Annotated in this window: 23 protein-coding genes; 12 read left to right on the top strand and 11 right to left on the bottom strand. The window is 39.5% G+C overall.

Features of this window, described 5'->3' with window-relative positions; translation table 11 throughout:
* Positions 1 to 6: 6 nt before the first annotated feature.
* Both ABJF57_RS20025 and ABJF57_RS20020 read right to left on the bottom strand, forming a co-directional pair.
* Positions 7 to 213 carry an RNA-binding S4 domain-containing protein gene (locus ABJF57_RS20025; protein ID WP_462235088.1) on the bottom strand — a complete coding sequence of 69 codons (207 nt, stop codon included), beginning with the start codon at positions 211 to 213 and terminating at the stop codon, positions 7 to 9.
* Complete coding sequence (locus tag ABJF57_RS20020; protein ID WP_462235090.1) at positions 213 to 635, bottom strand: hypothetical protein; 423 nt, start codon at positions 633 to 635, stop codon at positions 213 to 215. Before ABJF57_RS20020 ends, ABJF57_RS20025 begins: the two co-directional genes overlap by 1 nt.
* A gap of 119 nt (positions 636 to 754) precedes the next feature.
* On the opposite strand from ABJF57_RS20020, the gene ABJF57_RS20015 reads away from it, so the two are divergent.
* Genes ABJF57_RS20015 through ABJF57_RS20000 form a run of 4 tightly spaced genes read left to right on the top strand, consistent with a single transcriptional unit; the run spans position 755 to position 7079 of the window.
* The gene (locus ABJF57_RS20015; protein WP_462235092.1) at positions 755 to 1081 is read left to right on the top strand and encodes a PadR family transcriptional regulator; all 327 of its coding nucleotides are present in this window, start codon (positions 755 to 757) and stop codon (positions 1079 to 1081) included.
* A complete protein-coding gene (locus ABJF57_RS20010; RefSeq protein ID WP_462235094.1) occupies positions 1078 to 3699 on the top strand; it encodes an FtsX-like permease family protein in 2622 nt (873 codons plus the stop codon). The genes ABJF57_RS20015 and ABJF57_RS20010 overlap by 4 nt, the downstream gene beginning before the upstream one ends.
* On the top strand, positions 3692 to 6316 hold the full coding sequence (locus ABJF57_RS20005) for an ABC transporter permease (RefSeq protein ID WP_462235096.1): 2625 nt from the start codon (positions 3692 to 3694) through the stop codon (positions 6314 to 6316). Before ABJF57_RS20010 ends, ABJF57_RS20005 begins: the two co-directional genes overlap by 8 nt.
* Before the next feature lie 16 nt (positions 6317 to 6332).
* Positions 6333 to 7079: a tRNA1(Val) (adenine(37)-N6)-methyltransferase gene (locus tag ABJF57_RS20000; RefSeq protein ID WP_462235097.1), complete on the top strand. Its 747-nt coding sequence runs from the start codon at positions 6333 to 6335 to the stop codon at positions 7077 to 7079.
* A gap of 34 nt (positions 7080 to 7113) precedes the next feature.
* On the opposite strand, the gene ABJF57_RS19995 is transcribed toward ABJF57_RS20000, so the two are convergent.
* The 4 genes from ABJF57_RS19995 to ABJF57_RS19980 all read right to left on the bottom strand — a co-directional run bounded on the left by ABJF57_RS19995 (position 7114) and on the right by ABJF57_RS19980 (position 12831).
* Positions 7114 to 9300, bottom strand: coding sequence for a methyl-accepting chemotaxis protein (locus tag ABJF57_RS19995; RefSeq protein ID WP_462235099.1), 2187 nt, complete (start codon positions 9298 to 9300; stop codon positions 7114 to 7116).
* A 113-nt stretch (positions 9301 to 9413) separates the two neighbouring features.
* Complete coding sequence (locus tag ABJF57_RS19990; RefSeq protein WP_462235101.1) at positions 9414 to 9860, bottom strand: hypothetical protein; 447 nt, start codon at positions 9858 to 9860, stop codon at positions 9414 to 9416.
* A gap of 8 nt (positions 9861 to 9868) precedes the next feature.
* Positions 9869 to 10939 carry a hypothetical protein gene (locus ABJF57_RS19985; protein WP_462235103.1) on the bottom strand — a complete coding sequence of 357 codons (1071 nt, stop codon included), beginning with the start codon at positions 10937 to 10939 and terminating at the stop codon, positions 9869 to 9871.
* A gap of 23 nt (positions 10940 to 10962) precedes the next feature.
* The gene (locus ABJF57_RS19980) at positions 10963 to 12831 is read right to left on the bottom strand and encodes a choice-of-anchor I family protein (protein WP_462235105.1); all 1869 of its coding nucleotides are present in this window, start codon (positions 12829 to 12831) and stop codon (positions 10963 to 10965) included.
* 575 nt (positions 12832 to 13406) lie between these two features.
* Between ABJF57_RS19980 and ABJF57_RS19975 the strand changes: the two genes are divergently transcribed.
* Together ABJF57_RS19975 and ABJF57_RS19970 are read left to right on the top strand one after the other, a co-directional pair.
* A complete protein-coding gene (locus ABJF57_RS19975) occupies positions 13407 to 14588 on the top strand; it encodes a cytochrome-c peroxidase (protein WP_462235107.1) in 1182 nt (393 codons plus the stop codon).
* Positions 14589 to 14676: 88 nt separating this feature from the next.
* Positions 14677 to 14973, top strand: a complete 297-nt coding sequence (locus ABJF57_RS19970; RefSeq protein ID WP_462235108.1) for a rhodanese-like domain-containing protein — start codon at positions 14677 to 14679, stop codon at positions 14971 to 14973.
* On the opposite strand, the gene ABJF57_RS19965 is transcribed toward ABJF57_RS19970, so the two are convergent.
* From ABJF57_RS19965 to ABJF57_RS19955, 3 genes are read right to left on the bottom strand one after another with little or no spacing between them, the layout of a single operon-like run.
* The gene (locus tag ABJF57_RS19965) at positions 14930 to 15829 is read right to left on the bottom strand and encodes a sterol desaturase family protein (protein ID WP_462235110.1); all 900 of its coding nucleotides are present in this window, start codon (positions 15827 to 15829) and stop codon (positions 14930 to 14932) included. The genes ABJF57_RS19970 and ABJF57_RS19965 overlap by 44 nt on opposite strands.
* Positions 15830 to 15888: 59 nt before the next feature.
* On the bottom strand, positions 15889 to 16926 hold the full coding sequence (locus tag ABJF57_RS19960) for a D-alanine--D-alanine ligase family protein (protein WP_462235111.1): 1038 nt from the start codon (positions 16924 to 16926) through the stop codon (positions 15889 to 15891).
* A 31-nt stretch (positions 16927 to 16957) separates the two neighbouring features.
* The gene (locus tag ABJF57_RS19955; RefSeq protein ID WP_462235113.1) at positions 16958 to 17158 is read right to left on the bottom strand and encodes a hypothetical protein; all 201 of its coding nucleotides are present in this window, start codon (positions 17156 to 17158) and stop codon (positions 16958 to 16960) included.
* Positions 17159 to 17212: 54 nt separating this feature from the next.
* Here ABJF57_RS19955 and ABJF57_RS19950 point away from each other — a divergent pair, with 54 nt between their 5' ends.
* Both ABJF57_RS19950 and ABJF57_RS19945 read left to right on the top strand, forming a co-directional pair.
* Positions 17213 to 17632, top strand: coding sequence for a hypothetical protein (locus ABJF57_RS19950; protein WP_462235115.1), 420 nt, complete (start codon positions 17213 to 17215; stop codon positions 17630 to 17632).
* Positions 17633 to 18367 carry a VIT1/CCC1 transporter family protein gene (locus ABJF57_RS19945; RefSeq protein ID WP_462235117.1) on the top strand — a complete coding sequence of 245 codons (735 nt, stop codon included), beginning with the start codon at positions 17633 to 17635 and terminating at the stop codon, positions 18365 to 18367.
* On the opposite strand, the gene ABJF57_RS19940 is transcribed toward ABJF57_RS19945, so the two are convergent.
* Both ABJF57_RS19940 and ABJF57_RS19935 read right to left on the bottom strand, forming a co-directional pair.
* Positions 18356 to 18931: a toxin-antitoxin system YwqK family antitoxin gene (locus tag ABJF57_RS19940; RefSeq protein WP_462235118.1), complete on the bottom strand. Its 576-nt coding sequence runs from the start codon at positions 18929 to 18931 to the stop codon at positions 18356 to 18358. The two genes, ABJF57_RS19945 and ABJF57_RS19940, sit on opposite strands and share 12 nt — an antisense overlap.
* Entirely contained in the window at positions 18928 to 19329 is a 402-nt protein-coding gene (locus tag ABJF57_RS19935) for a DoxX family protein (protein WP_462235120.1), read from the bottom strand. Before ABJF57_RS19935 ends, ABJF57_RS19940 begins: the two co-directional genes overlap by 4 nt.
* Before the next feature lie 35 nt (positions 19330 to 19364).
* Here ABJF57_RS19935 and ABJF57_RS19930 point away from each other — a divergent pair, with 35 nt between their 5' ends.
* From ABJF57_RS19930 to ABJF57_RS19915, 4 genes are all read left to right on the top strand, one after another.
* The gene (locus ABJF57_RS19930) at positions 19365 to 19802 is read left to right on the top strand and encodes a helix-turn-helix domain-containing protein (RefSeq protein WP_462235122.1); all 438 of its coding nucleotides are present in this window, start codon (positions 19365 to 19367) and stop codon (positions 19800 to 19802) included.
* Positions 19803 to 19862: 60 nt separating this feature from the next.
* Complete coding sequence (locus ABJF57_RS19925; protein ID WP_462235123.1) at positions 19863 to 20369, top strand: DUF4199 domain-containing protein; 507 nt, start codon at positions 19863 to 19865, stop codon at positions 20367 to 20369.
* 20 nt (positions 20370 to 20389) lie between these two features.
* A complete protein-coding gene (locus tag ABJF57_RS19920) occupies positions 20390 to 21664 on the top strand; it encodes a hypothetical protein (protein WP_462235125.1) in 1275 nt (424 codons plus the stop codon).
* Between the two features lie 108 nt (positions 21665 to 21772).
* Positions 21773 to 22654 carry a hypothetical protein gene (locus tag ABJF57_RS19915; protein WP_462235126.1) on the top strand — a complete coding sequence of 294 codons (882 nt, stop codon included), beginning with the start codon at positions 21773 to 21775 and terminating at the stop codon, positions 22652 to 22654.
* Positions 22655 to 22708: the final 54 nt, after the last annotated feature.

The raw sequence follows: 22708 nt of genomic DNA, 5'->3' as shown, positions 1-22708 counted from the left end.
AGTGATTTATTCTACTGCTACTTCCTGACCTTCAAAGGAAACTTTATCCCCTACACGCAGCTTCTTTCTACGCTGCTTTTCTACCTGGCCATTCACTTGTACAAGTCCTTCATCGATGAATTGCTTGGCCTCCCCTCCTGAACCTACCAGCTGCATGATTTTCAACAACTTATTGAGCTCAATGTATTCGTGTCCTTCTAATTTGAAAATCATCAATTCGTTTTATAAAATGCAACTTGCTTAGTAATCACCAGTCCAGAAAAATTATTCTTATCTACCAATAATAGTGTATCAGGAATGTCTTTATACTCACGTACAGCATATTGGAACCCTCTCGCAAAATCTTTGGTCGTATGAATGAACAGGCTATCTCCTGAAGTGGAGTACGTTGCAGACGCACCAACTGAAAAGTTTATCGTCCTGTCTTTGTTGAATCTATAGATGAAGGAATCTGCAAGATTGTTAATTGGAAAAGCGTTAAGATCAATTTCATCGTTTACACCTTCAGAATCCAATAAACGAGTTTCAACACTTCTCCAAGTACCAATAAGTAAAGGATCAACACCAATAAGCGCATCATCATCCGAACAGGCGCAGAGAATCGCGAAGACAAATAAGACCAATACGTTCTTCATTTTTGGCATCCTTCAAAGATACTTGATAAAGACAAATAGTCTTAAAACAATTAATTCTTAAAAATAGAAACATATTGAATAGACTTGCGTATGATTAATTCTTAAAAGTAGAAAGTAATATGAAAGGATTTATTGGAGAATTTGAAGAACTGGTACTCCTAACCATAGCAAACCTAGCCAAGGATGCTTATGGAGTGGCCATATTGAACGATATATCAGAACGCGCCAGTCGCAAGCTTAGCATTGGTGCTTTGCATTCTACGCTTACACGTCTAGAAGAAAAAGGATACATCTCCTCCTACCTGGGTGAGCCGACGAATGAACGAGGAGGTCGTCGCAAGCGATACTTTGAATTAACGGACAGCGCAGTTTCCGAACTCAACAACATGAAGGCATTAAGAGATCAACTTTGGGCTGGATCGAAAATTAATCTATCCCTCAAATGAGTCACGAATTCCATCCACCTAAGCTTGCTCAGCGGATACTAAAGTGGTATGCCGGCAGAGCGGACATGGAAGACATAGAAGGCGATTTGGATGAAGTATACCAACTGAATGTCTCCTCTGATGGAAGATTCAAAGCGGCATGGCAGTATTGGATTCAAATCTTTTCGCTTCTCTTTTCATATGGTCTAAAGAAGCGTAAGAAAAATGCTTCTTATTCTACTCATTACTACAAAAACTCAATGACTATGTTTAAAAACTATTTCCAGATAGCCTATAGAAATTTAAAAAAACAAAAAACTTTTACACTTATTAATGTAGCAGGGTTAGCCATGGGAATGTCTATCGCCCTGTTGGCACTTGCAATGTTTGTGGAATTAAATCAATTCGACGAATTCCATCCAAATGCAGAAAACACCTATCGAATAACTACGAAGCTCACCGAATCTGGTGATGTAAATAGATATGCTTCCTCTCCTCCAGCTCTAACCTATGCGATCGATGAGCAAATTGATGGTATTCGGGCATCTGTCCATATCAATGATCACTTCTTTCCTATCATAGAACATAAAGGAAATGAGGTAGATTCATGGGGATATTTTACTGAACCTAGCTTTTTTGATGTTTTCGCTTTTACGCTGGAAGAAGGAACCTCAAATGCACTTAACCAGCCCAATCAGATTATCATCACTAAAGAATTGGCAACAAAACTCTATGGTGCTGATTCTCCATTAAACAAAATCATAGAAACCAAGAAATACGGTCAGTTGATAATTGCAGGAGTTTTGACAGACTTCCCAAAACGAACACACCTCAAGTTTGATTTTTTGATTGGCTTCTCCTCTGCAGATAAGTTTAATGCAAATATGCGATCAGCTGAATGGACAGAATTCAGAAGTAATTACTACTATTTTAACATAGCTCCTGATCAGAAAAAGAAAATTGCATCTCAAATTGAGGTGATCGGAAAATCTGGAGATCCAGTATTTCAGAGTGAAGAAAAGAAAGCGAACTATCAACTGCAAAGGTTAACCGATATTACTCCAGGTGACATGATGAGTGATACCATAGGTATTGAATTCGATCGTCCAACCATGATTCTCTTTTTTGGAGTTTCACTTTTGATCCTGATTCCGGCGTGTTTCAACTACACGAATATGTCAATAGCAGTGGCCTTAAAACGTGCGAAGGAAGTAGGAGTAAGGAAAGTCTTAGGAAGTCATCGCAAACAAATCATGGGACAGTTTCTCGTGGAAACGATAATCATATGCATGATGGCAGTAGGGCTATCTACTTTCATTTTCAACTTCATTCGTCAGGAGTTTTTAAGTATGTTGACTGGGTCGGCAGCTTTATCTCTAGATCTATCAGAATGGATGATTCTTACCTTCATACTATTTGCAATAGCAACGGGAATTGTAACCGGTATTGGTCCAGCGATCTACTTTGCCAAGATATCCCCCATTCAAGCATTGCGATCTGATTCTTCAAATCAAAAGGTGAACATCTCTGGGGTAAGAAAAGGGCTACTGGTATTTCAATTCACATTGACATTGGGTTTCATGATTGGTATCGGCGTACTACTAAAGGAATACCAAGAAGCACGCGGTTACGAATACTCTTTCAATGTTGAAAACACATTTATTATACCTACCCAAGGTCAAGACGTTCAATTGATAAGGAACACATATACAAGGCAACCAGGAGTTGAAAATCTAAGCTTCAGTTCCAGCATTCCCGGAACACCGCTTACCAATAACCTCTACCTACTTTTTCCTGAATTGCAAGACTCAATGAGAGTTCGACAAATCTATGTGGACGAGCAATTTACGGACCACATGAACTTAGAATACATATGGGGAGATCAACTTTCAAATGAAACTTATCAAATTGAAAAAGTCGTTGCTAATCAAAGCCTGATGGAGCGCATGAAACTTCTTAACCCTGACGCTGACAGCACAAACATTGTTCTTTCTGACGGCAGAAAGGCACAGATAGTGGGAGTCATAAAAGATTACAACCATGAGCCTCTAAATCACAGGATAGAACCCATGTTAATTCGCGTTGATCAGGAATTTAATAATTACGCGATTGTCACTATGAATGCACCTGCAAATGCCGGCAGTTATTCTAAGCTTGAGAATGCATGGGAAGAACTCTTTCCAAATCAGATATTTCAGGCGTCCTTGCTGAAGAATGAGTTAGATTCTGCTTATACTTTTTTCCAAATTGGAATGAAAATATTCGGTTTTTTAGCAGCTTTAGCCATTTCCATCTCGTGTTTAGGGCTTTTAGGCATGGTCATTTTTGCCACCGAAAGCAGAACAAAAGAAGTAGCAATTAGAAAGATTCTTGGAGCAAATAAGAAAAGTCTTTTCGCGACATTGGCAGGATTGTTTATGAAACTTTGGGGAATTGCCCTACTCTTTGCCATTCCCATATCATATGCATTTTACGATTTGGTATTGATAAGAATGTATAACAAGTTCAGTGATGGTGTAGGATTTATAGAGATTGCACTGAGTGTGTTTATCACACTATCTCTTGGAGCAATTGCAATTTTTTGGCAGGTCAATAAAGTAGCAAAGATCAATCCGGCTATAAATTTAAGAAATGAATAAGAGGGACTCTATAGTGCCTCCGTTATTGGCACAAAAGTTACTAAAATGGTTTGGTGGACGTGCTGATCTAGAAGATCTCCAAGGCGATCTTGATGAAGTATATCAGGAGGTATATCAACAAAAAGGTAAACTAAAGGCAGGCATTAAGTATTGGTATCAGGTTTTCTCTCTGATCTTTTCTTACGGACTAAAGAAAAGGAAATCCCAAGCTGCCTATTCTTCATTCTATTACAAAAACTCAATAGCAATGTTTAAAAACTATTTAAAAGTGGCGATGCGAAACTTCGCCAAACAAAAACTCTTCACAGCTATCAATGTCATTGGGTTGGCAATGGGAATGTCAGTCAGCTTATTGATACTGGCAATTTTATCTCAAGTTCTTCAGTTTGACGTTTTCCATGAAAACAAAGATCAGTTGTATCGCATAACTACAACAGAGTCAAGCGAAGACAGCAACAAAAACTACGCTACCACAAGTTTGGGTGTTTACGATGGTCTAAAAAATGATTATCCTGGAATAAAAGGAACGGTTAGAATTAACAATGGATTGAGGCTGACCATCGATCACCGACAAAATGAAATCAAAATTGATGGAGGATACACGGACCCTAGTTTTTTTGAGGTATTCTCTTTTGATTTAGCCGCGGGCAATGAATCTACTGCGCTGAATGAACCGCAAAGCATAGTCCTTTCACAAAGTTTGGCTCAGAAACTATTCCCAAGTGAAGATCCTATCGGCAAAGTACTAACCACAACAAACGGTATAGAATATACAATCACAGGTATTTTGAAAGGGCACCCAAGGCAAACACATTTAAAATATGAGGCTTTGGTTTCTTTTAGCACAATTGATCAGAATAATAAGTCAGTAACCCAATGGACAGACTATACAAGCAGTTATGTATATGTGCTTATGGACCTGGGCAAAAAGGAAGCCGAACTCCAATCCGCTTTGAATCAATTAACTCAAAGGGCACAAGCACTTTTCAGTGAAAAAACTGTTTCATTCAAGTCGCAGGCTTTTACATCCATTAGTCCCGGGAAAAACTTCTACAACGAGAGCACTCCTTTTGATTGGCTAATGACTATTCTGCTTTTTTGTCTGGGTCTACTCATTCTCATTCCAGCATGCTTCAATTATACGAATCTAATGATTGCTAGAGCCCTGAAGCGAACGAAAGAAATAGGTATAAGGAAAATTGTCGGTAGTAATCGAAATCAAATTGCAACTCAATTCATTGTCGAGTCCATTCTTCTTTCGGTAATCGCACTCATTGGCTCTGTCTTCATATTCAATTTGATCAAAAATGAATTTGCTTCTATGGTGATTGACTCGGATACACTTGATTTCTCGCTTAATGGCACCATGATCCTTATATTCATCTTATTTGCTATCCTAACGGGCGTAATGGCGGGGCTTTTTCCAGCGCTTTATTTCTCAAAGCTTACGCCAATCAACTCTCTCAAAACAGAGATCAAGTCAAAAGCTGGTAGCATATCAAATATTAGAAAAACACTCATGGTGGTTCAATTTGCGATTTCATTGATCTTCATTATTGGAGTGGGAGTAATTGCCAAACAGCACAAGGATATTCTCCAATACGACCTGGGTTTTAATAAGGAAAATGTGTTAACTGTTCCACTAAAAGGTATAGATCATCAACTCGTGTTAAATGAGTTTTCTACAGTGCCTGGTGTCACAAGCACAACAGTTGCTTCCATTATGCCGGGCGTAGAAAGTGGATTGGGTGGATCGATTAATTACCATCCTGAAAATCGCATGGACTCTATTGATTCCTACCTTATTGAAATAGATGACCAATTCTTATCTGTGCTGGACTTTAAGATAAAATGGGGACAAAATTTGAACGCTGAAACACAAAACGTTGACCATTCGGTTCTGGTCAATGAAGAATTCATGAAGATTTATCGCACGATAAACCCTGATCTAGACTCCCTTACCATGCTGATGAATGGCGTCAAAAAAAGCATTGTGGGAGTAGTAAACGACTTCAACTTTATGCAGTTAAATATGGGAATGCAGCCACTTGTCATCGCATATAATCCTCAATCAGCAAGATATGCATTGATGAAAGTGGAATCCGAAGACATCATTTCTACAGTCGATCAACTTGAAAAGAAATGGGAAAGCATTGAAAGCAATATACCTTTCGAATCTTATTTTCTGGATCACAAGATTCAGGAATCCTATGAGCAGACGTTCGGCATTATCAAGATTTTTGGATTTCTTGGAGCGCTCTCCATTACCATTTCCGTCATTGGTCTCTTTGGCATGGTTACTTATTTCACAGAGAATAGGATCAAAGAAGTCGCTATTAGAAAAATCATGGGCGCTTCGATTTTAAACCTATATCAGTCACTTGGTGGATCTTTCATGAAGCTGATAGTAATTGCCACCCTGATTGCTACTCCCCTTGCCTATGTGTTTTATGACCGGATATTTGTCCGTATGATTAGCAAGTTCAGTGTGGGTGTCGGTTGGTTCGAAATCACGATGAGTATCTTATTTATGCTAATCGTCGGTCTCTTACCCATTCTTTGGATGGTATCGAAAATAGCAAAAATAAACCCCGCTGATAACCTCCGGAATGAATAGCCTTTAATTTAGCTAAATGCCAAATACGCATTTTCAATTCAAAGAATTTCGAGTAGAGCAAGCACGGTCTGGAATGAAAGTAACTACAGATGGTTGCCTATTTGGAGCATGGGTTGCTAAGGAAATCGCTGAATTAAAATCAGAGCCTAAGCGAATATTGGATATCGGCACGGGTACTGGGCTGCTATCTCTGATGCTGGCGCAGGCATCAGCATTTAGCAAAATAGATGCAATAGAGATCAATGCAGAAGCGTTTCAAGAAGCTTCTGCTAATTTTAGTGCTTCCGCATGGAATCAACGATTGCAGTGTAGACACCTTTCGATCCAAAAATTTTCAGAACAGCCTTATGACATAATCATCTGTAACCCTCCCTTCTTTCAAGGCAGCCAACTTGGAAATGAATCCAATAAAAATGATGCGGTGCATTCAACATTTTTATCGGCAGCAGACTTGCTTGAAAGCATCAGGCGATTATTGGCCAAGGATGGTATTTTCTATCTTCTATACCCTGAAAGAGAAATGGATCAATTCATTGACTTGTCCAAAAAATCAGAACTGTTTCTCAATCAAATAGTAACGGTGAAAAATAGATCAGATGAATCGGTTTTCAGAAAGGTGGCTCAGTTCGGATTTCAAATAAAGGATTGTGAGCAGAGAGAACTAGCTATTCGAAGGGAGGATCACAAGTACACAGATGGGTTTTGGGACCTGATCAAGGACTACTACCTGGAATACAACAATCCTAACGCTTCATCAGGTTAGGTTCATTTGGCTACAGCCATTGTACCCTGAAGGTTTAGCTAACCTTATAGCTTATGTCCATCGACGTTGCTTCATCTGTCTCTGATTTCAATAGTTTGAATCGAGATACGCCTTCTTTCAACTCCTGAGAAATATTGAGCAACTCCTCAAATTTCTTATTGTAGTTATTCATACCAGCAGATAGTTGAGATGTAGATGTTGCCACCTCTTCAGAACCAGCTGCGGTTTCCTCTGCTATGACAACTACCGACTCTGTGATATTCACAATGTTATGAATATCCGCTATTTGCACTTTGCTAGCCGATAAAATCTCTTCAGAAAAATCAAGCGTTGTATCAGATGATTCCTGTATTGATCCAAATGCGTCCAAGGCTTTTGCTGATGTCTTCTCCCCTTTTTCAACAATGCCATTCATCGAACCAATCACATTTACCGCCACCTTTGTATCTCGCTGAACGTCCCTCACGAGGTTTTCAATTTCATCTGCGGCGTTTTTAGAATTCTCAGCCAGTTTCCTTATTTCATCTGCAACAACTGCAAACCCCCGACCCTTTTCTCCAGCTTGAGCAGCTTCTATTGCAGCATTAAGTGCCAAAAGATTGGTTTGAGATGTTATCTCGGTGATTACTCCCAGCATTTGTGATATTTGATTGGAGCGTTCGCTCAACACATTGATGGATTGTGTGGTTTTCTTTGAATGTTCAGACAGCTCTGTCATGCTTGCTACCAAGTTTCTGACAAGCGCCGATCCCGTAGAGCTATTTTCTGCTCCTTGCTTCGCTGCTTCATTGATCTGAGAAGAATGCTCACCCATTTTTTTAGAGAAGTTCAATATACCTTCTACCAACCCCATAACCTCATCCGTTTTTTCAACTTGATTTTGAGTTCCTGTGCTCATTTCCGAAATGGAAGTAGCAATTTCTTGGGTACTATTCAACATTTCATCACTTGCCACTTTCATGTCTGAAGTCGAATCTTCAACCAGATTTGCGTTCCTAAGGATCTGCGTATGAAAAGTGTTAAGGTTATCCAGTGCTTCGTTGAGACTTTCGGTGAGTTTTCGTATATCTCCCTTGGTGCTCTTTTCATATCTCAGAGTCAAATCACCTTCTGCCATCGAGTTCACAATCTTGTTGACCTCCAATACTGGATGCACAATTGAGGAGAGTAAATTATTAATCGAATCGGTCAAATCATACCATGCTCCACGCTTCTCACCTGTTTCGATTCTTGCGTTTAGGTCACCTTCTGCCCCGGCTTTCTCTACCACAGCTTTTATCTCTTCGGTAATCTCGTGTAATCGATCTCGCATGGTTACCAACGATTTTCCTAGCACATCACGATCACTCAAAATTGCGTATTCACCATATAGTTCGCCTTCCCCGATGTTTTGGGCAAAAGCAGCAGTATTGTATAATCCCCACCTTAAGTCTTTCAATGATTTGATCATATCACCTATCTCATCCTGGCTCTCCTTCATCTCCACATTCGGAAGTTCCCCCGCTCCCATTTGTTGAATTAATCCATTGAGGAGTCCTACGGGTTTTGTTATGGATCTACTCACCAAATAAGAAGCAAGGCTTGCCAATAAAATTGAAATAACAACCAGCCATATGCTCAGCAGCTCAACGGAATCCAATGAAGCATTCTTTTGGTCGATCAGGCCGTTTGACATGCGCTGCAAATTGGTGGTATACCCTGCAAGAGATGATAGAATTTCACTCACATGAGGCTCAATCTTTTCATCAAAAAAAGGAATTGCTTCGAAAAAAAGGAGCGAATCGTTGTTGTAGGCTTCATCAGTAGCCAGGATGTTCATCACATGCTTTTGCTCAGAAAAATTATCCTCAATGAGCTTAAGGATGATGTCCAGGCTATCAATGTTTTCATTCCCGGTAGCCCAATTTTCGATAAGCAATTCTATCTCACTTTTTAAGGCTGGGAATTCCTTATTATGCAGCCCTTTCAGTTCATTCTTTTCAGTATTATTTGGAACGTAAATCCAATTATTGATTAGCTGTCCTCCTCTATCCACTACAAAATCCAGCTCATCCATCTTCACAAGTAAAGACATGTAAACTTCTGTAACCTCCCGATCCACACTTCTGCTCTCGCGAAGCTTGTAAAGACCATATAGACTACTAAAACCTGTGATCAAAATGATGATTGCGTATCCGAGCGCAACTTTTTTTCCTATGGTGAAACGACTTCTGAATTTCATGGTGGTAAATGGTAGGAAGAAGTAACGGGTCTATTCAAACCCTTTAAAAGATTTTAAGAAAAGCTGACGAAGTAGCATATTCCCACTTCGTCAGCAACACGCTTTGCTATAAATCAGTCTGACAGTGAGATCATTTTGCACTGATCACCAATGTTTGATGCCTCACTTGCTTCAATAATCCCAATGGCTCCAGACACCCTACTTACATAGGTAATGGCATCCGAATTTGCCTTATGTTCAATGGGCGGAACCCCATTCCCCGAAAAAACACGCTTTGTCCAGAACTTATCAAAGTTTGCTTTACTGGTTCCAATGTAGGCCCAGAAAGATTCGACATTGGAAGAAATGTAGCTTGGCTTAGCTTTTAATCCATTGGACCATTGCGTGGTAAATCCATTGTAAACTCTTTTCAAAGTTGACTTGTCAATTGTTGAGAGAGGCACATCATTATTTGCTATCAACACAAACTTTTTTTGAGCCATGGTCGATGAGAAGGATACGAGAAGCAGTAAAAACATGAATGACTTCACTGCTGATTTTATTGTTATTGTCTTCATCATTTCTATCATTAAAACCCTAAAACAACCGCTGCTTGAAACTCACTAAAACCAACCCCTAAAATATCCGAGTTCAAATCACCGGAATTCACAGAATTGTATTGCAGCTTAACAAAGTAATTTCTGTCGACTTCTGCATTTAAACCAAGGCTAAAAATGTTTACATTATCATCATCAACATCCTGATTCGGATCGAAAAACTCAACTCTCACATATGGCGTGAATTTGTCTTTAAGCGTATAGTAAACCATCGTTTCCAACCCGTTCTTCTTCAACTCAGGGCTTGCAAAAAAATCTGTCTTACCTATGATGTATTCAAATTCTGCTCCGTAATTATTGTGGCTGTATTCTATATGTCCACTCATGCTAAATAACTTATCCCTTTCCCCGGTATCATTGCCACTTCCATCAAGCACAGAAATTTTATCTGAATATGTCGAAATTCCTATTTTCAAATCAGGCGTTGGATAGGCTAAAAGCCTAGTTGCCAAAGCTTTTTCCCCATTATCATCCTCCTCAAAAGGATTCGTATTCTCTTGATTTCCATTGCTTAGCTGAACATGATATTCGAACTGCATGGACTTTATGAGAAATGTTCCTAATACAGATATGCCCGTTGCCCATCTTGGGTAAAACCTTTCATCCCCACCAAGCTTGTCAGGCTTATTGGTACTCAGTGGCTCCTTCACAGCTAGAAATGCTGGCTTGGCTGTATGAATTTCATTGTAAATTCCGAACGGCACAAACATTTTCCCAACCCTGAACTTAAGCCAGTTTTTCACAGTGTACTCGGGAAAGGCATACTCTACCGCTACATTACCTCTATTATCTTCAGAGGCCGCACCGTGCTCCCATGTCAAATCAGTAGAAAATCTCAACTTAGAGCTTAGATCGACATTGATCACCAAGTCAATTAAGTCCGCATCAAAAGATCCATTGGGATCGCTTTCTCCTTCATTTGAAAGCAGGTATTCATATTCAAAACTGGAGTATCCATTTAACCTAACCTTCTCACTTATTTGTGCATACGCTGCACTTGTCATAGCAAGAAGAAAGACGATTAATAATTTCCTTGTCTTCATAGTTATTCTTTTGATGGTTCAGGCTATTTGATCTGAATTCTTATGGAAGCTCCTTCACCTGTTTTAAGGACATACAAACCAGCATCCAGAGAAGAAACATCTACTTCTTGCTTTTCGACAGAGCTCAATACCTCCTTACCTTCAAGATTGTAAATGAAAATATCTCTGGGTTCGTTAAGCCTTAAGATGCCATCTTCAATTGGATTTGGATATACAAGGAAATTTGAAGTAACTAATTCGTCAGCTAGTTCCTCTTCTAAAACCTCAGTTGGTTCATTAGAAGTAGCTGGTTCCTCATCATAGTAATAGTAATGTCTTTTAACCTTAACGTTGAAAAGCGAGATAGATCCACTCACTTCGTTTGCTACCACAATCGCCCGAGATCCTGTGGGACTATTTCTTTTTTTGATATACAAAATATCTTCAGGACCCAAGTCTCCAGCCTCTATACTTTGTGCATCTACATCGAAGTTTCGGTTATTTATGTATTGCACAAAAGTGGGATGATATGGGTTGCTGATGTCATAAACAGCTATACCTCCTATTCTTTCTAATCCAATAAAGGCATAGTGCCTTCCTCTAATTCTGGCAATCTCAACCGCCTCAGGCTCTGGGCCTTTATCGTCGCTACGATCCTTAAAAGAATTATTTTCATCATTTGTTGAATTAAAATCCTCTGGGAGTAATTGTGCCGTCAATTGCTCCAGCTCATCTCCACTATCATAAATCAATGATCCATTGGCCCTTCTTATAGAAAAGGATCGTGCACCGTAAGCATATATTTCTTCAAATAAACCATCCCCATCAGCGTCACCGGTGGCAATTGTTGTCTTTAATCTGCCTAAAGCTGTTTCAGCTTGAAGCTCTGCTGCATTTGGAAATGCAAGTGGATCCAAAGCCAAATCTTCTACTCTCGTTTCCTCACTATAGCCACTGTAGTCGCGACTGTCGCCCTCATTTACCATAACCACAAGTTCTCTCCCCCATCTTCGATAGTTGGCGATTGCATCCGGCATGTACATTCCCTTCACCGGCCATGACCTTATGTCTATCCCCTCACTTCTGTTACTGGCATCAAAACCATTTCCTTGCAATGAATGATCTTTAAAGCCCAATCCAACCAAGTCCAGAATCTTTCCTCTTCTAACATCAATAATAGCAACGGCATTATTTTCTTGAAGAGCAACCCACGCATACCGGGAGTTTCTCGATACCGAAATGTATTCCGGCTCCAGGTCTTGTGCTACAGTTGAGTTACCAGGGTTTGCACTTACTCGAATACTTTCATCTAAGATGGCGTTGTTAAAAGCTGTAAAACCAATCTGAATAGCATCACTCTGATTAATATTTTCAACTCCTCCTCTGATATCAATAATGGTGACACTTCCTTCTGGATCTATCGTAAAATCATCATTCGGTTCTCCTTCATTCGCCAACAAGACATATTTACCATTGGGCGTGAAAGTGATCATGTCAGGTAAAGCTCCCGCAGTTACTTGATTGATGTAGTTGCCATCAACATCGAAAAAAACAGCAAATCCAGGGTCCTGCTTGTTGTTGTTCTCAACAGCTACAGCAACAATCCCATCTTTAATTGATACACTATTGGCACCTCCACCAAAAACCGTAATATCTATTGTCGAATAAGGCAAAATACTGCCAGACGAGAGGTCGTATATATCTACAGTTTTAAGTCCTCCATTGGTGACGAACAAACGCATGGTCTCAGCGTCATAAGCTGATATCTCGGCAGCACTTTCATCAAACAGCCCAGTATGATATGAAGAGACTAATTCAAGTTGAATTGAATGTTGTCCATAAGATGAATAAATTGTTAATACCCCAAGCAGGTATACAAAATTTTTAATACTTGATAATGTTAGTTTAGACATGAGTATTCTTTTAGTGGTATACGAAATAATTAAAATAGAGAGAAATAACAGCGAGAAATCAATTTCTACCAGTCACATTTTTAAAGTTATAATTTCAATTATTCAAAGTATTGTATACCTAAAATTCATCGATGAACAATATATTATGAAGGATGAACAATCTTTTTTTATCGATTAAATTGATTTATCAAATGAGAATATGCAACTGAAACAGTTATAAATTATCAATTGATAATATCAAAAATTAGACAAACTGGTTCTTCAAAAAAAATCATTAAAATATTCTTCAAGGTTTGAGAAAATCTTTCATGACACTTGGTTAGTTTTTTAATGAAACAAGTCAATAATTATTAATCTCATACTGAGGTATCCAAAATCTCGCAAGAAGAAAAAATTGTCTGTTGGAGATATATTATGCGATCAAATACCCCTTTAAAAAGGAGACTGGTGACCTGAATAGCTTCATGGAACGAAAATAACATTTGGTGGGCTTAGGGGATTGATTCATCGAAAGCAGAAATGCGTCTGGCGGGCAAATCGTCATTTACTCGTCTAATTTTTAAACGCTAGATGATATGACTAATAAATGGCTCCTTCTTCTTCCAATGATCTATTTTCTCACTTCGTGCAGTTCAGACACAGAACCAGAGACGATATCTACTACTGACCAAGACGCTGTGTTGGCGCAATTTGGAGGCGACATTGATCTTGCCAATCTTCCCAACTATGCTAATCAAGAAGTCCCAGGTTATATATCAAAGGACAATACCAATGATAACCCTATCACTGATAAAGGTGCAATATTGGGTAGAGTTCTTTTCTATGATAAGAATTTATCCAGTAACAATACCGTAGCATGTGCAAACTGCCATCAGCAAGCTTTAGCTTTTGGCGATGATGCTGTGGCTTCATCCGGAGTAAATGGCACCACAGGACGACATTCTATGCGTTTGGTGAATTCCCGATTTGCTGATGAGGCTAATTTCTTTTGGGATGAAAGAGCAAACACACTTGAAGATCAAACAACTCAACCGATTCAAGATCATGTGGAGATGGGATTTAGTGGAAATAATGGAGACGATTCCATCAATGATCTGTTTGAGAAACTGGAATCCATTGAATATTATAATGAACTTTTCACCTTCGTATATGGTGATGAACAAGTCACGGAGGAACGTATGCAAAACGCTTTGGGACAATTCATTCGAAGCATTCAATCATTTGACGCTAAGTACGATGTAGGTAGAGCCCTAGCGGGCAACAACAATGCAGGCTTTCCGAACTTTACTGAACAAGAGAATGACGGTAAAGATCTTTTCATGCAAAGAGCTAACCTCAACAATAATGGCCTTCGGATTGGAGGGGGGTTGGGCTGTGATGCTTGCCATCGCGCTCCTGAATTTGACATAGACCCCAATAGTAGAAACAACGGAATCATCACTTCTCTTCAGAACCCCAACGAACTTGACACGGATGTAACGCGATCTCCAACCCTTCGCGACCTTTTCAACACATCGGCTCAAGCTAATGGACCTATGATGCATACAGGCTTTACAACAGACTTTGGAGAAGTGTTAGAGCACTACAATACGATACAATCAACAGGTAATGGCCTGGATCGAAGGTTGGATGAAAACGGGAATCCCCAAAACCTTGCTATGACCACTGCTGAAAAGGAAGCAGTAACAGCCTTCATAATGACATTGAGTGGTACTGATGTTTACACAAACGAAAAATGGAGTGATCCATTTAAGTAGGTCTACATAAGGTAAGCCAACCAAGTTTTTCTCGCATTCAATAGTTTGTGCCGTCCAATTGCTTTTATAGCTTTAAGAAAAAAAGGACATGCTAGAAATATTCACAGGGAAAAACAAAAAAATCAGGAAGCTAATAAGTAGTGGAGCAATCATCGTAGATGTGCGTAGCAAAACAGAATTTGCCGGCGGGCATCTTAGAAATTCGATCAACATCCCCTTAGACAGTTTACCAAAGCACATTGGGGATTTAGATAAAAACAAACCTGTGATAACCTGCTGTGCATCTGGTATGCGTAGCGGATCTGCTAAGCGCATGCTAAAAGCTCAAGGGTTTGAGGTAGTCAATGGTGGTGGTTGGATGAGTCTTCAGAAGTTTGAGGTGTGATTCCATGAGATAATTGACCTACAAAGTTTTCTGGAAATTCCTCATCCCCAGGGAAACCTAGCGCTATATCCCTTCCGCTCTTCGGAATGTAATTCGTTTTGAAGAGGTAATCCCAAATACTCAGTGTCAGCCCAAAATTCACACCATACGCACGATTTTCAGGCAAAACTTTGGCATGGTGCCAAATGTGCATTTGAGGGTTATTGAAGATGTATTTCAAAGGGCCTAAGTTGAGTTGAAAATTAGAATGATTAAAATGCCCTACTGCCAATGTGAAAATGTGAATAATGAAAAAGTCCCTCAATCCTATTCCAATCAATGCAAGCGGCAAATATTCAATGGTACGATAGACGACTGTTTCCATCCAATGAAACCGTAAGTGTGCTGCAAAACCCATCTCTTTTACACTATGGTGTACTTTGTGAAACTCCCAAAGAAATGGAACGCGATGGAGCAGTCGGTGTGTCCACCATTGCACAAAATCTCGTACGAAGAAACCCAATACAAGGTGAGCCCACATCGGCCAGGACATCACCTCAAAAGCCAGCAAATTGTCAATCCCAAGAGAACCTAACAGGTTGTTAAAGAAATGAACAACAACATCAGAAGCTGCATTGAAAACAATGAGTGAAAAAATAAAGAAGTTGAAAAACATGTAGAAGAAATCCAACCAAAAATCCTTTCTAAAACGATTTTGATTCTTTCTCCACGGACTTATCCATTCAACAAAAAGGAAAAAAACAGAAATCCCAATAAGCCAATAAAAATAATTATGCCAGTGCGGTTGGGTGATCTCCCTCCACAAATAACCTGCATATCCACTATAAGCTTCTTTAATGATTTGCCAATACTCCATGGTTAGTTAAATCTAGGAATGGATGATAAAGTTCACAATCCAGTTATGCTATTATCAACTCAAACTCGTTGTGATTCTCGCCCGATTGCCAGGTCGACCAATTCATCTATTAAGTCTGAATAACTCAAACCAGCTTGTTCCCATAACTTCGGATACATACTGATGCTTGTGAATCCTGGTATTGTATTCACCTCATTCACATAAACTTCGCCTTTGTCTGTAAGAAACATATCTACTCTGGACAAACCCTCACAGCCCAATGCTTCATACGCCTGTATGGCTGTGTGTTGGAGAGATGGTAAATACTTGACATCTATTTTAGCTGGAATAACAATTTCAGCATCAGAAGTTGCATAATATTTTTCCTCATACGAATAGAAATTTCCAGATTGAACTTCCCCTACGCCAGACGCTTTTGGATTGGCATTACCCAGAACAGCACATTCCAGCTCCCTTCCTTCAATCGATTTCTCTACCAAAACCTTGCTGTCATACTTCAGCGCATCAATGATCGCATGCTTCCACTCATCCTCGCTAGCTACTCTATGAACTCCTACAGAAGAACCCATATTCGCAGGTTTTACAAAAAAGACCCCACCCAGTTCCTTTACCAATTCAGTATAAACAGGCAATTGATCTTCTTTTCTAACCAATACCCATTCGGCTACCTTCATTCCACACTCTCGAAGCAAGCGTTTGGTTACATCCTTATCCATCGAGACTGAAGAAGCAAGTACATCTGGTCCCACAAAAGGGATTTTTAAGAGTCGAAAAAGGCCTTGAATAGTGCCATCTTCTCCGTTAGGTCCATGAAGTACTGGAAATGCAGCATCAAAATGACCCAGTGATTTCCCGTTGCAATAGAAAGACTCTTTTTCTCCAGGCTGAATAGATACTTGCTCACCTTGCAAATCAATCTCATCTATATCGTCAATTTCATGTGGGGCCAGTAATCTCCAAGCGCCCTTTTGAGATATGCCAACAAGTGTGACCGTATATCTCGAATGATCCAGGGCATTCAAGATGTTCCTTGCAGACCTTATGGATATGCTATGTTCGGGAGATTGACCTCCGCAAAGGACAAGTAAGCTTTTCATTTTCTAAATCTTCAAACGAACTTAATGCATTTCAATCATGTATTTCACGAAGCTCAAAATCATCTCCTCTTCCATACTGAGTGAGATCGCTCATCAAGTAGCTCTCCATCGAAAAGAGGTCTTTTAGCTTATATTCATTTCTTCCAACTATTTCTAAAAGAATAAACTCACTCTTTTCTCCATAGTTGATTAATCGGTACCTCTTACCTATACGCATGCTTGAAAATGCCATTCCACTCATATCTGCAGCAATATTATTGCGACGATTTTGATTTACTTTTACAAAATGAGAAAAATTACTCCATTCCTTCTAATATCGTGCATTTGTTTCTTTGGATGTGGCGATGACGATAATTCTGCTTCATTTGTTGGGACATGGGTTGCTGATAACATTACGGTCTCAGATTGTTCTGAACCAGCTCGAAACAGATCAGATGCTCTTGACTGTGATGATGTCTCCTGCTTTAAGCTTGTTCTAAATGGTGATAAGACATACACTTTTCAAAGAGGACTTCCGGTTGAAAGCGGCAATTGGGATGCCGGTGATTTTCTCAACCTATGCATGGATAGCGAAGGTGAAATTATATGCGAAAGATTTGCGGCCCAATTCAGCGGCATAAGTATGATACTCACGGCTGATTCAACATCTTCTGGCTGTGTGACTAGCTACATTTTCAATCTTCAAGCTCCAGATACTTCTCAATAGATGGATCACCAGGAACAAGAAGCTAAGATTCACGGAGAAAACAGTTTCTTCGATAAGATTCAAGGCTATCTGGGTGAGTTTGTTTATGGAGGCATTGACGGGAGTGTAACCACATTTGCTGTGGTGGCAGGAGCTGCTGGTGCCAGCTTGGAGAGCTCCATTGTAATAATCTTAGGCTTTGCCAACTTAATCGCTGATGGCTTTGCCATGTCTGTCGGTAGCTTTTTATCCACCAAGTCCGAAAGAGAAAACTACCAAAAACATCAAGCCATTGAGTATTGGGAAGTCGATAACTTACCTGAAAAGGAACGGGAAGAAATTCGAGAAATATATGCTGCCAAAGGGTTTGAAGGAGAATTACTCGAAAAGGTTGTCAATGTAATAACAGAGGATAAGGATAGGTGGGTTGACACCATGATGAAAGAAGAATTAGAGATGGCCGAAGAAACTAAGTCCCCATTGAAAATGGGCGCCATTACTTTTCTCAGTTTTATTCTCCTTGGTTTTATCCCGTTGGGGATTTATGTTATCGATTACTTCAACCCCCTTAATAGTAACCTATTTCTTATTTCGTCCATACTAACGGCCTTTTGTTTCATAGGCATCGGATTCCTAAAAAGTCTGGTTACCAATACCAGTAGGCTTAAAAGTGCATTAGAGACATTGCTTCTAGGTGGGGCAGCAGCTGCTCTTTCTTATTTCGTAGGAGATTTGCTTGAGCGTTTACTTGGCTGATTCCTCAATCAACTCCCCCATTTCATACTCATATTCAATGGTAAGATTACCCTCCTCGTCATACCACCGAGCCATGCCATCAATTTTTCCATTTACATAGTTAGACTCTTCCATTTTGGTTCCATCAACGTAAAATCGTTCTTGAATCCCGTGCAGAACCCCACTTACATAATTCTTCCGTTCTGAGATTTTCCTTCTGTTATACACAATGTACTCTCCATTCAATTGATCATCATAATATGAAGCCTTTACTTGGACATATCCAATATTGTCGAAGAGCAGTTGAATGCCTTGCTTTTTTCCGTTGTTGTAGGTTGTAATAGATTGAGGCCAACCTTCATTTGTATAGCTAGTCCAGGTACCATGGTATCGTCCATTGAGAAAATCTCCCTCCCCCACAGTAATGCCATCAATGGTAACTGTTCCTTTCTGCAAACCTGAAATTCCCGCATAGTCCTGCATAATTGCACCTCCTGGAATCTGACTATCGTCATATTCGGTTGTCGAATTTGAGCCTCCGCAAGCGGCAATTACTAAAGCTAAAATCCAAAATCCTTTTTTCATTTTCTTTTTAAAATTTTTGGTAATACCTCTTTCTGAATTTTTTCCTTGTTAGTGATTACAACATACAAACCACATAGAAAAACCATCAAAGCGTAATAAAACAATTGTCCCTTATCCTCCATGATTTCTATTCCTAGTATAGTAAGGTGCATTCCAATAGCTCCTATCATCAATCCAACCGCGAGAACTCCTCCAGCCCAGGCCGTGCGGGGTATCAATAAAAGAATGGAAGCTATTAATTCCATTATTCCAACGAGCCACCTTCCCCATGGCTCCATGCCAACCATTTTAAAAATGTACATAGACTCAGGAGAACCTGTAAATTTGAAATAAAGTGTTTGTCCCATAATAAATGCAGCAGCAAGACGGGCAACGATGTAGGCGGTTTTTCTTAACATAGGTGTGATTTTGAAAGGGAAAATTTACATATAATTTGAAAAAGCTTCAGAAATTAAATAGAATCTACTGGATATACGGTGGAGTTATGGGTCTATTAATGATCATTTTACAAGTTGTCCACTACAAAACACTTGTAAGGGAGTTGGAAATGGATGTCTATGGTGGTCTTATTGGATTCCTCTTTCTTGTGTTTGGAATTTGGCTAGGTACCAGCATCTACCGCAAAAAAGCACCAGATAAGTATGATCGAAACAAGCTTGGCTTAAGTAAGCGGGAATTAGAAGTCTTAGAGCTACTAGCTCAGGGGCTTTCCAATCAAGAAATAGCGAATAAACTTTTTGTCTCCTTGAATACGGCGAAGACACACATTTCCAACATCTACTCCAAGTTGAATGTGAAACGGAGAACTCAAGCCATTCAGAAAGCACGTGATTTAGCCCTTATCATCCATCAAAAGGATGATATAGAGTAAATCACCCGAAAGGATGAAAAAAAAATGATACATTTCGTCGTGCTTTGAAATCAAAAAAACATGAAAACGAAAATCGCACTTAAATATGGTTTGATCAGCGGTGGCTTGATCGTAGTTTCTTGGTTCATCACTATTGGTTTGGGGGATAATCCCGATTTTGCTATAGCAGAAATCGCAGGATATGCGATAATGATTTTGGCTCTCTCGGCAGTTTTTCTAGGTATTAAAAAAATCAGAGATGAAAAAGGTACCATATCCTTTAAAGAAGCTTTTTTAAATGGTTTGGGAATCACATTGGTTGCGTCAATTATTTACGTAATCGGCTGGATGATCTATATGCCCAATTTTGCTCCAGATTTTGTTGATAAATATCAAGCAGCTCAAGTGGAGTTAATTGAGCAGTCAGAGGCTTCTGATGAAGAAAAAAACAAAGAAATCGATGAGATGAATCAATGGATAGAAAACTATAAAAAACCTCCGATTATGGTAGCCATGACTTTCACTGAGATTTTCCCCATTGGGCTTCTTGTCACGCTTATTTCATCCTTGATATTGAAACGGAAATAGATTCTGTCTAACTTCCCTTCATGATCAAACAGCTAGCTATCCTTTCTCTTCTTTTATTCATTATTGGGTGTAGTCAATCCGATAAAGAACAAAGCCAGAAGGTCAGAGACAACTCATACAGACCTTCTGGCTTTCACGCCTTTATCAATCATGGAAAAGATAACACGCCCGTTAGCTTAGTTCAGATTGACACGTCTTTTCATCTTTTCTATACAACCGGAGTAAATGAATGGGGTCACCTAGTAAGCTCGAATCTAGTTGATTGGGCTCCAAGCACATCTTTTCCTTTAAACCATTCTGGCCATGGTGAAGTCATTTGGGATGAGAATAATTTAACAGGTCTAAATGCACCATGGAACATTTTGATAAGTGATGGAGATGAGCTTAACCTTAGCTACAGCGCTGATGGTTTAGAATGGACAACATATGATAACAATCCCGTACTTAAAACCGAAGGTACTATTTCGAGTTCTTGGAATAGCGCATTGGAACAATGGATTTTAACCATTGTTGATGACAGTGAGCTTTCCTTCTTCACCTCAGAAAATCTAACGAACTGGAGTAAAGGCTCTACTGTCCAGCTAGACACTGAGGTGAGTAAAGCGGTATTGATTAACAAAAGCCCAAACTGGATACTCTTGACTCAAGGAGAAAGTATAGCGTATCAGACAGGATCATTCGATGGACAAATGTTTGTTTCGCAGAATAATCAGACAGGAAATCTGGGGATCTCCGCCTCAGGATTTACAGTTTCAAATTCAGAAACTGAAAGTCTTTTAGTGCTTGGCAGCAAGGTAGGTTCTCAATTTCCAACTTTCACGACCCCACTCTCCATCAATTTAATCAAGGATAAACTAACGCTTTTCCCCGCAAGTCATATTCAGAATGAAATAGTTGGCAAAAGAAGAGCAAAACTCAGCAAGCTATATTCGGACGGACCTTCGTGGTTTAAAATAGCAATAGATCAAGAGTTTGAAGAGTTGGAAATTGTGGTCTCTGATGATTCATCTGATTTACGAATGAGTTGGAACAAATCCAGTAATGAATTGACTCTTTCAGGGACAGCTTTTGCTAAGGAAAATGCTTCAAACCCTTTGATGCTACCAGACATAGCATTGTCCAACCTGCAAATTGATTTGCTGATAGATCATACCACAATCGATCTTTTCATCAACAATGGCACCTATGCCACGAGTATATTCATTCAGCCCAACACATTTCTTTCTAAGGTAGAAGTATTTTTGGATGGAGAGAAATACGACGCTAAAGGAGTTTTATACGACATTGGCATCTGAGGGAATCGTAAAGATTTAAGCTTCAACACACTGGCTATTTTAGACACCACAAGAGGGGATTTAGCTTAAAAACCATTAAACTTGACATAAGAACCTTATAAATAACCCATGAAGTCATCAAGCAGAGTCCTAACCTTTATCACCTTAGTCGCATTTTTAGTTAGCTGCGGTGGGTCATCTTCCGGAGAAAAAGAGAAATCAAGTGAAGAATTGGCCGAAGAAAAAACAATCCACGATCTCGAGAAATTGATGGAAGATTTTCCTGATCCATCTCTGGTTCCTTTCACATTAAAATCGATCGATGCTAAATTCGATAAAGCCCACATTAACTCTCTGGACAACATAGCGTCTTACAAGGGTAATAGAGATAAAATGGCACTAAACATGGGCGTTTATGCCTCAGACATCAGTTACCTGGCTGCTTATGGACATGAAGATAATTGTCTTTCTTACTTAAGAGCATCTCATGGAATGGCGGAATTTTTAGGAGATTCAGCAATATATAGCGATGCAGATGTTGAAGAATTTAGAACGCATATTTCCTCTCAAAATAAGGAGGAAATAGCAAGAAGTCTTGGTAAATTATTTCTGGAGACCAGTGTGAAGATGGAAGAAGATCATCACCTCACCATGGCAGGCCTGGCGCTAACAGGAAGTTTTGTTGAAGGACTTTATCAAGCAGTTATTACCATTGATGCATACCCAAATACTGAGGTAAATCAAAAACTTCTGGAGCCGTTGGTGAAAATTGTCTTAGATGAGGAACAGCCACTTTTAGATATCATAGATGTATTGGAGGATCTTCCATTTGACGACACCATTGCTGATATGATTGTCGAGCTTTCAATTTTGGATCGTCTGTATAAGAGTGATCTCCAAGAGATCGAGGAGAAAATGAAAAATGATCCAAACTTTGTACTTACCAAGAGTGCAATGAGGGATATCACGCTGGAGGTGAAAAGAATAAGAGAACGAATTACCGGAGAATAAGTACTCACCCACTTAATCACATAAAAGCACTGAAATTCAGTGCTTTTTTTATAT

It is taken from the genome of Ekhidna sp., from assembly GCF_039940915.1.
GTDB lineage: Bacteria > Bacteroidota > Bacteroidia > Cytophagales > Cyclobacteriaceae > Ekhidna.
The sequence above is the reverse complement of the archived record's forward strand: the minus strand, read 5'-3'. Positions and strand labels throughout refer to the sequence as shown.

What these genes read in the sequence shown, in the direction of transcription:
- ABJF57_RS20025 (WP_462235088.1), bottom strand. Translation starts at nt 213, where the DNA reads ATGATTTTCAAATTAGAAGGACACGAATACATTGAGCTCAATAAGTTG.
- ABJF57_RS20020 (WP_462235090.1), bottom strand. Translation starts at nt 635, where the DNA reads ATGAAGAACGTATTGGTCTTATTTGTCTTCGCGATTCTCTGCGCCTGT.
- ABJF57_RS20015 (WP_462235092.1), top strand. Translation starts at nt 755, where the DNA reads ATGAAAGGATTTATTGGAGAATTTGAAGAACTGGTACTCCTAACCATA.
- ABJF57_RS20010 (WP_462235094.1), top strand. Translation starts at nt 1,078, where the DNA reads ATGAGTCACGAATTCCATCCACCTAAGCTTGCTCAGCGGATACTAAAG.
- ABJF57_RS20005 (WP_462235096.1), top strand. Translation starts at nt 3,692, where the DNA reads ATGAATAAGAGGGACTCTATAGTGCCTCCGTTATTGGCACAAAAGTTA.
- ABJF57_RS20000 (WP_462235097.1), top strand. Translation starts at nt 6,333, where the DNA reads ATGCCAAATACGCATTTTCAATTCAAAGAATTTCGAGTAGAGCAAGCA.
- ABJF57_RS19995 (WP_462235099.1), bottom strand. Translation starts at nt 9,300, where the DNA reads ATGAAATTCAGAAGTCGTTTCACCATAGGAAAAAAAGTTGCGCTCGGA.
- ABJF57_RS19990 (WP_462235101.1), bottom strand. Translation starts at nt 9,860, where the DNA reads ATGATGAAGACAATAACAATAAAATCAGCAGTGAAGTCATTCATGTTT.
- ABJF57_RS19985 (WP_462235103.1), bottom strand. Translation starts at nt 10,939, where the DNA reads ATGAAGACAAGGAAATTATTAATCGTCTTTCTTCTTGCTATGACAAGT.
- ABJF57_RS19980 (WP_462235105.1), bottom strand. Translation starts at nt 12,831, where the DNA reads ATGTCTAAACTAACATTATCAAGTATTAAAAATTTTGTATACCTGCTT.
- ABJF57_RS19975 (WP_462235107.1), top strand. Translation starts at nt 13,407, where the DNA reads ATGACTAATAAATGGCTCCTTCTTCTTCCAATGATCTATTTTCTCACT.
- ABJF57_RS19970 (WP_462235108.1), top strand. Translation starts at nt 14,677, where the DNA reads ATGCTAGAAATATTCACAGGGAAAAACAAAAAAATCAGGAAGCTAATA.
- ABJF57_RS19965 (WP_462235110.1), bottom strand. Translation starts at nt 15,829, where the DNA reads ATGGAGTATTGGCAAATCATTAAAGAAGCTTATAGTGGATATGCAGGT.
- ABJF57_RS19960 (WP_462235111.1), bottom strand. Translation starts at nt 16,926, where the DNA reads ATGAAAAGCTTACTTGTCCTTTGCGGAGGTCAATCTCCCGAACATAGC.
- ABJF57_RS19955 (WP_462235113.1), bottom strand. Translation starts at nt 17,158, where the DNA reads ATGGCATTTTCAAGCATGCGTATAGGTAAGAGGTACCGATTAATCAAC.
- ABJF57_RS19950 (WP_462235115.1), top strand. Translation starts at nt 17,213, where the DNA reads ATGAGAAAAATTACTCCATTCCTTCTAATATCGTGCATTTGTTTCTTT.
- ABJF57_RS19945 (WP_462235117.1), top strand. Translation starts at nt 17,633, where the DNA reads ATGGATCACCAGGAACAAGAAGCTAAGATTCACGGAGAAAACAGTTTC.
- ABJF57_RS19940 (WP_462235118.1), bottom strand. Translation starts at nt 18,931, where the DNA reads ATGAAAAAAGGATTTTGGATTTTAGCTTTAGTAATTGCCGCTTGCGGA.
- ABJF57_RS19935 (WP_462235120.1), bottom strand. Translation starts at nt 19,329, where the DNA reads ATGTTAAGAAAAACCGCCTACATCGTTGCCCGTCTTGCTGCTGCATTT.
- ABJF57_RS19925 (WP_462235123.1), top strand. Translation starts at nt 19,863, where the DNA reads ATGAAAACGAAAATCGCACTTAAATATGGTTTGATCAGCGGTGGCTTG.
- ABJF57_RS19920 (WP_462235125.1), top strand. Translation starts at nt 20,390, where the DNA reads ATGATCAAACAGCTAGCTATCCTTTCTCTTCTTTTATTCATTATTGGG.
- ABJF57_RS19915 (WP_462235126.1), top strand. Translation starts at nt 21,773, where the DNA reads ATGAAGTCATCAAGCAGAGTCCTAACCTTTATCACCTTAGTCGCATTT.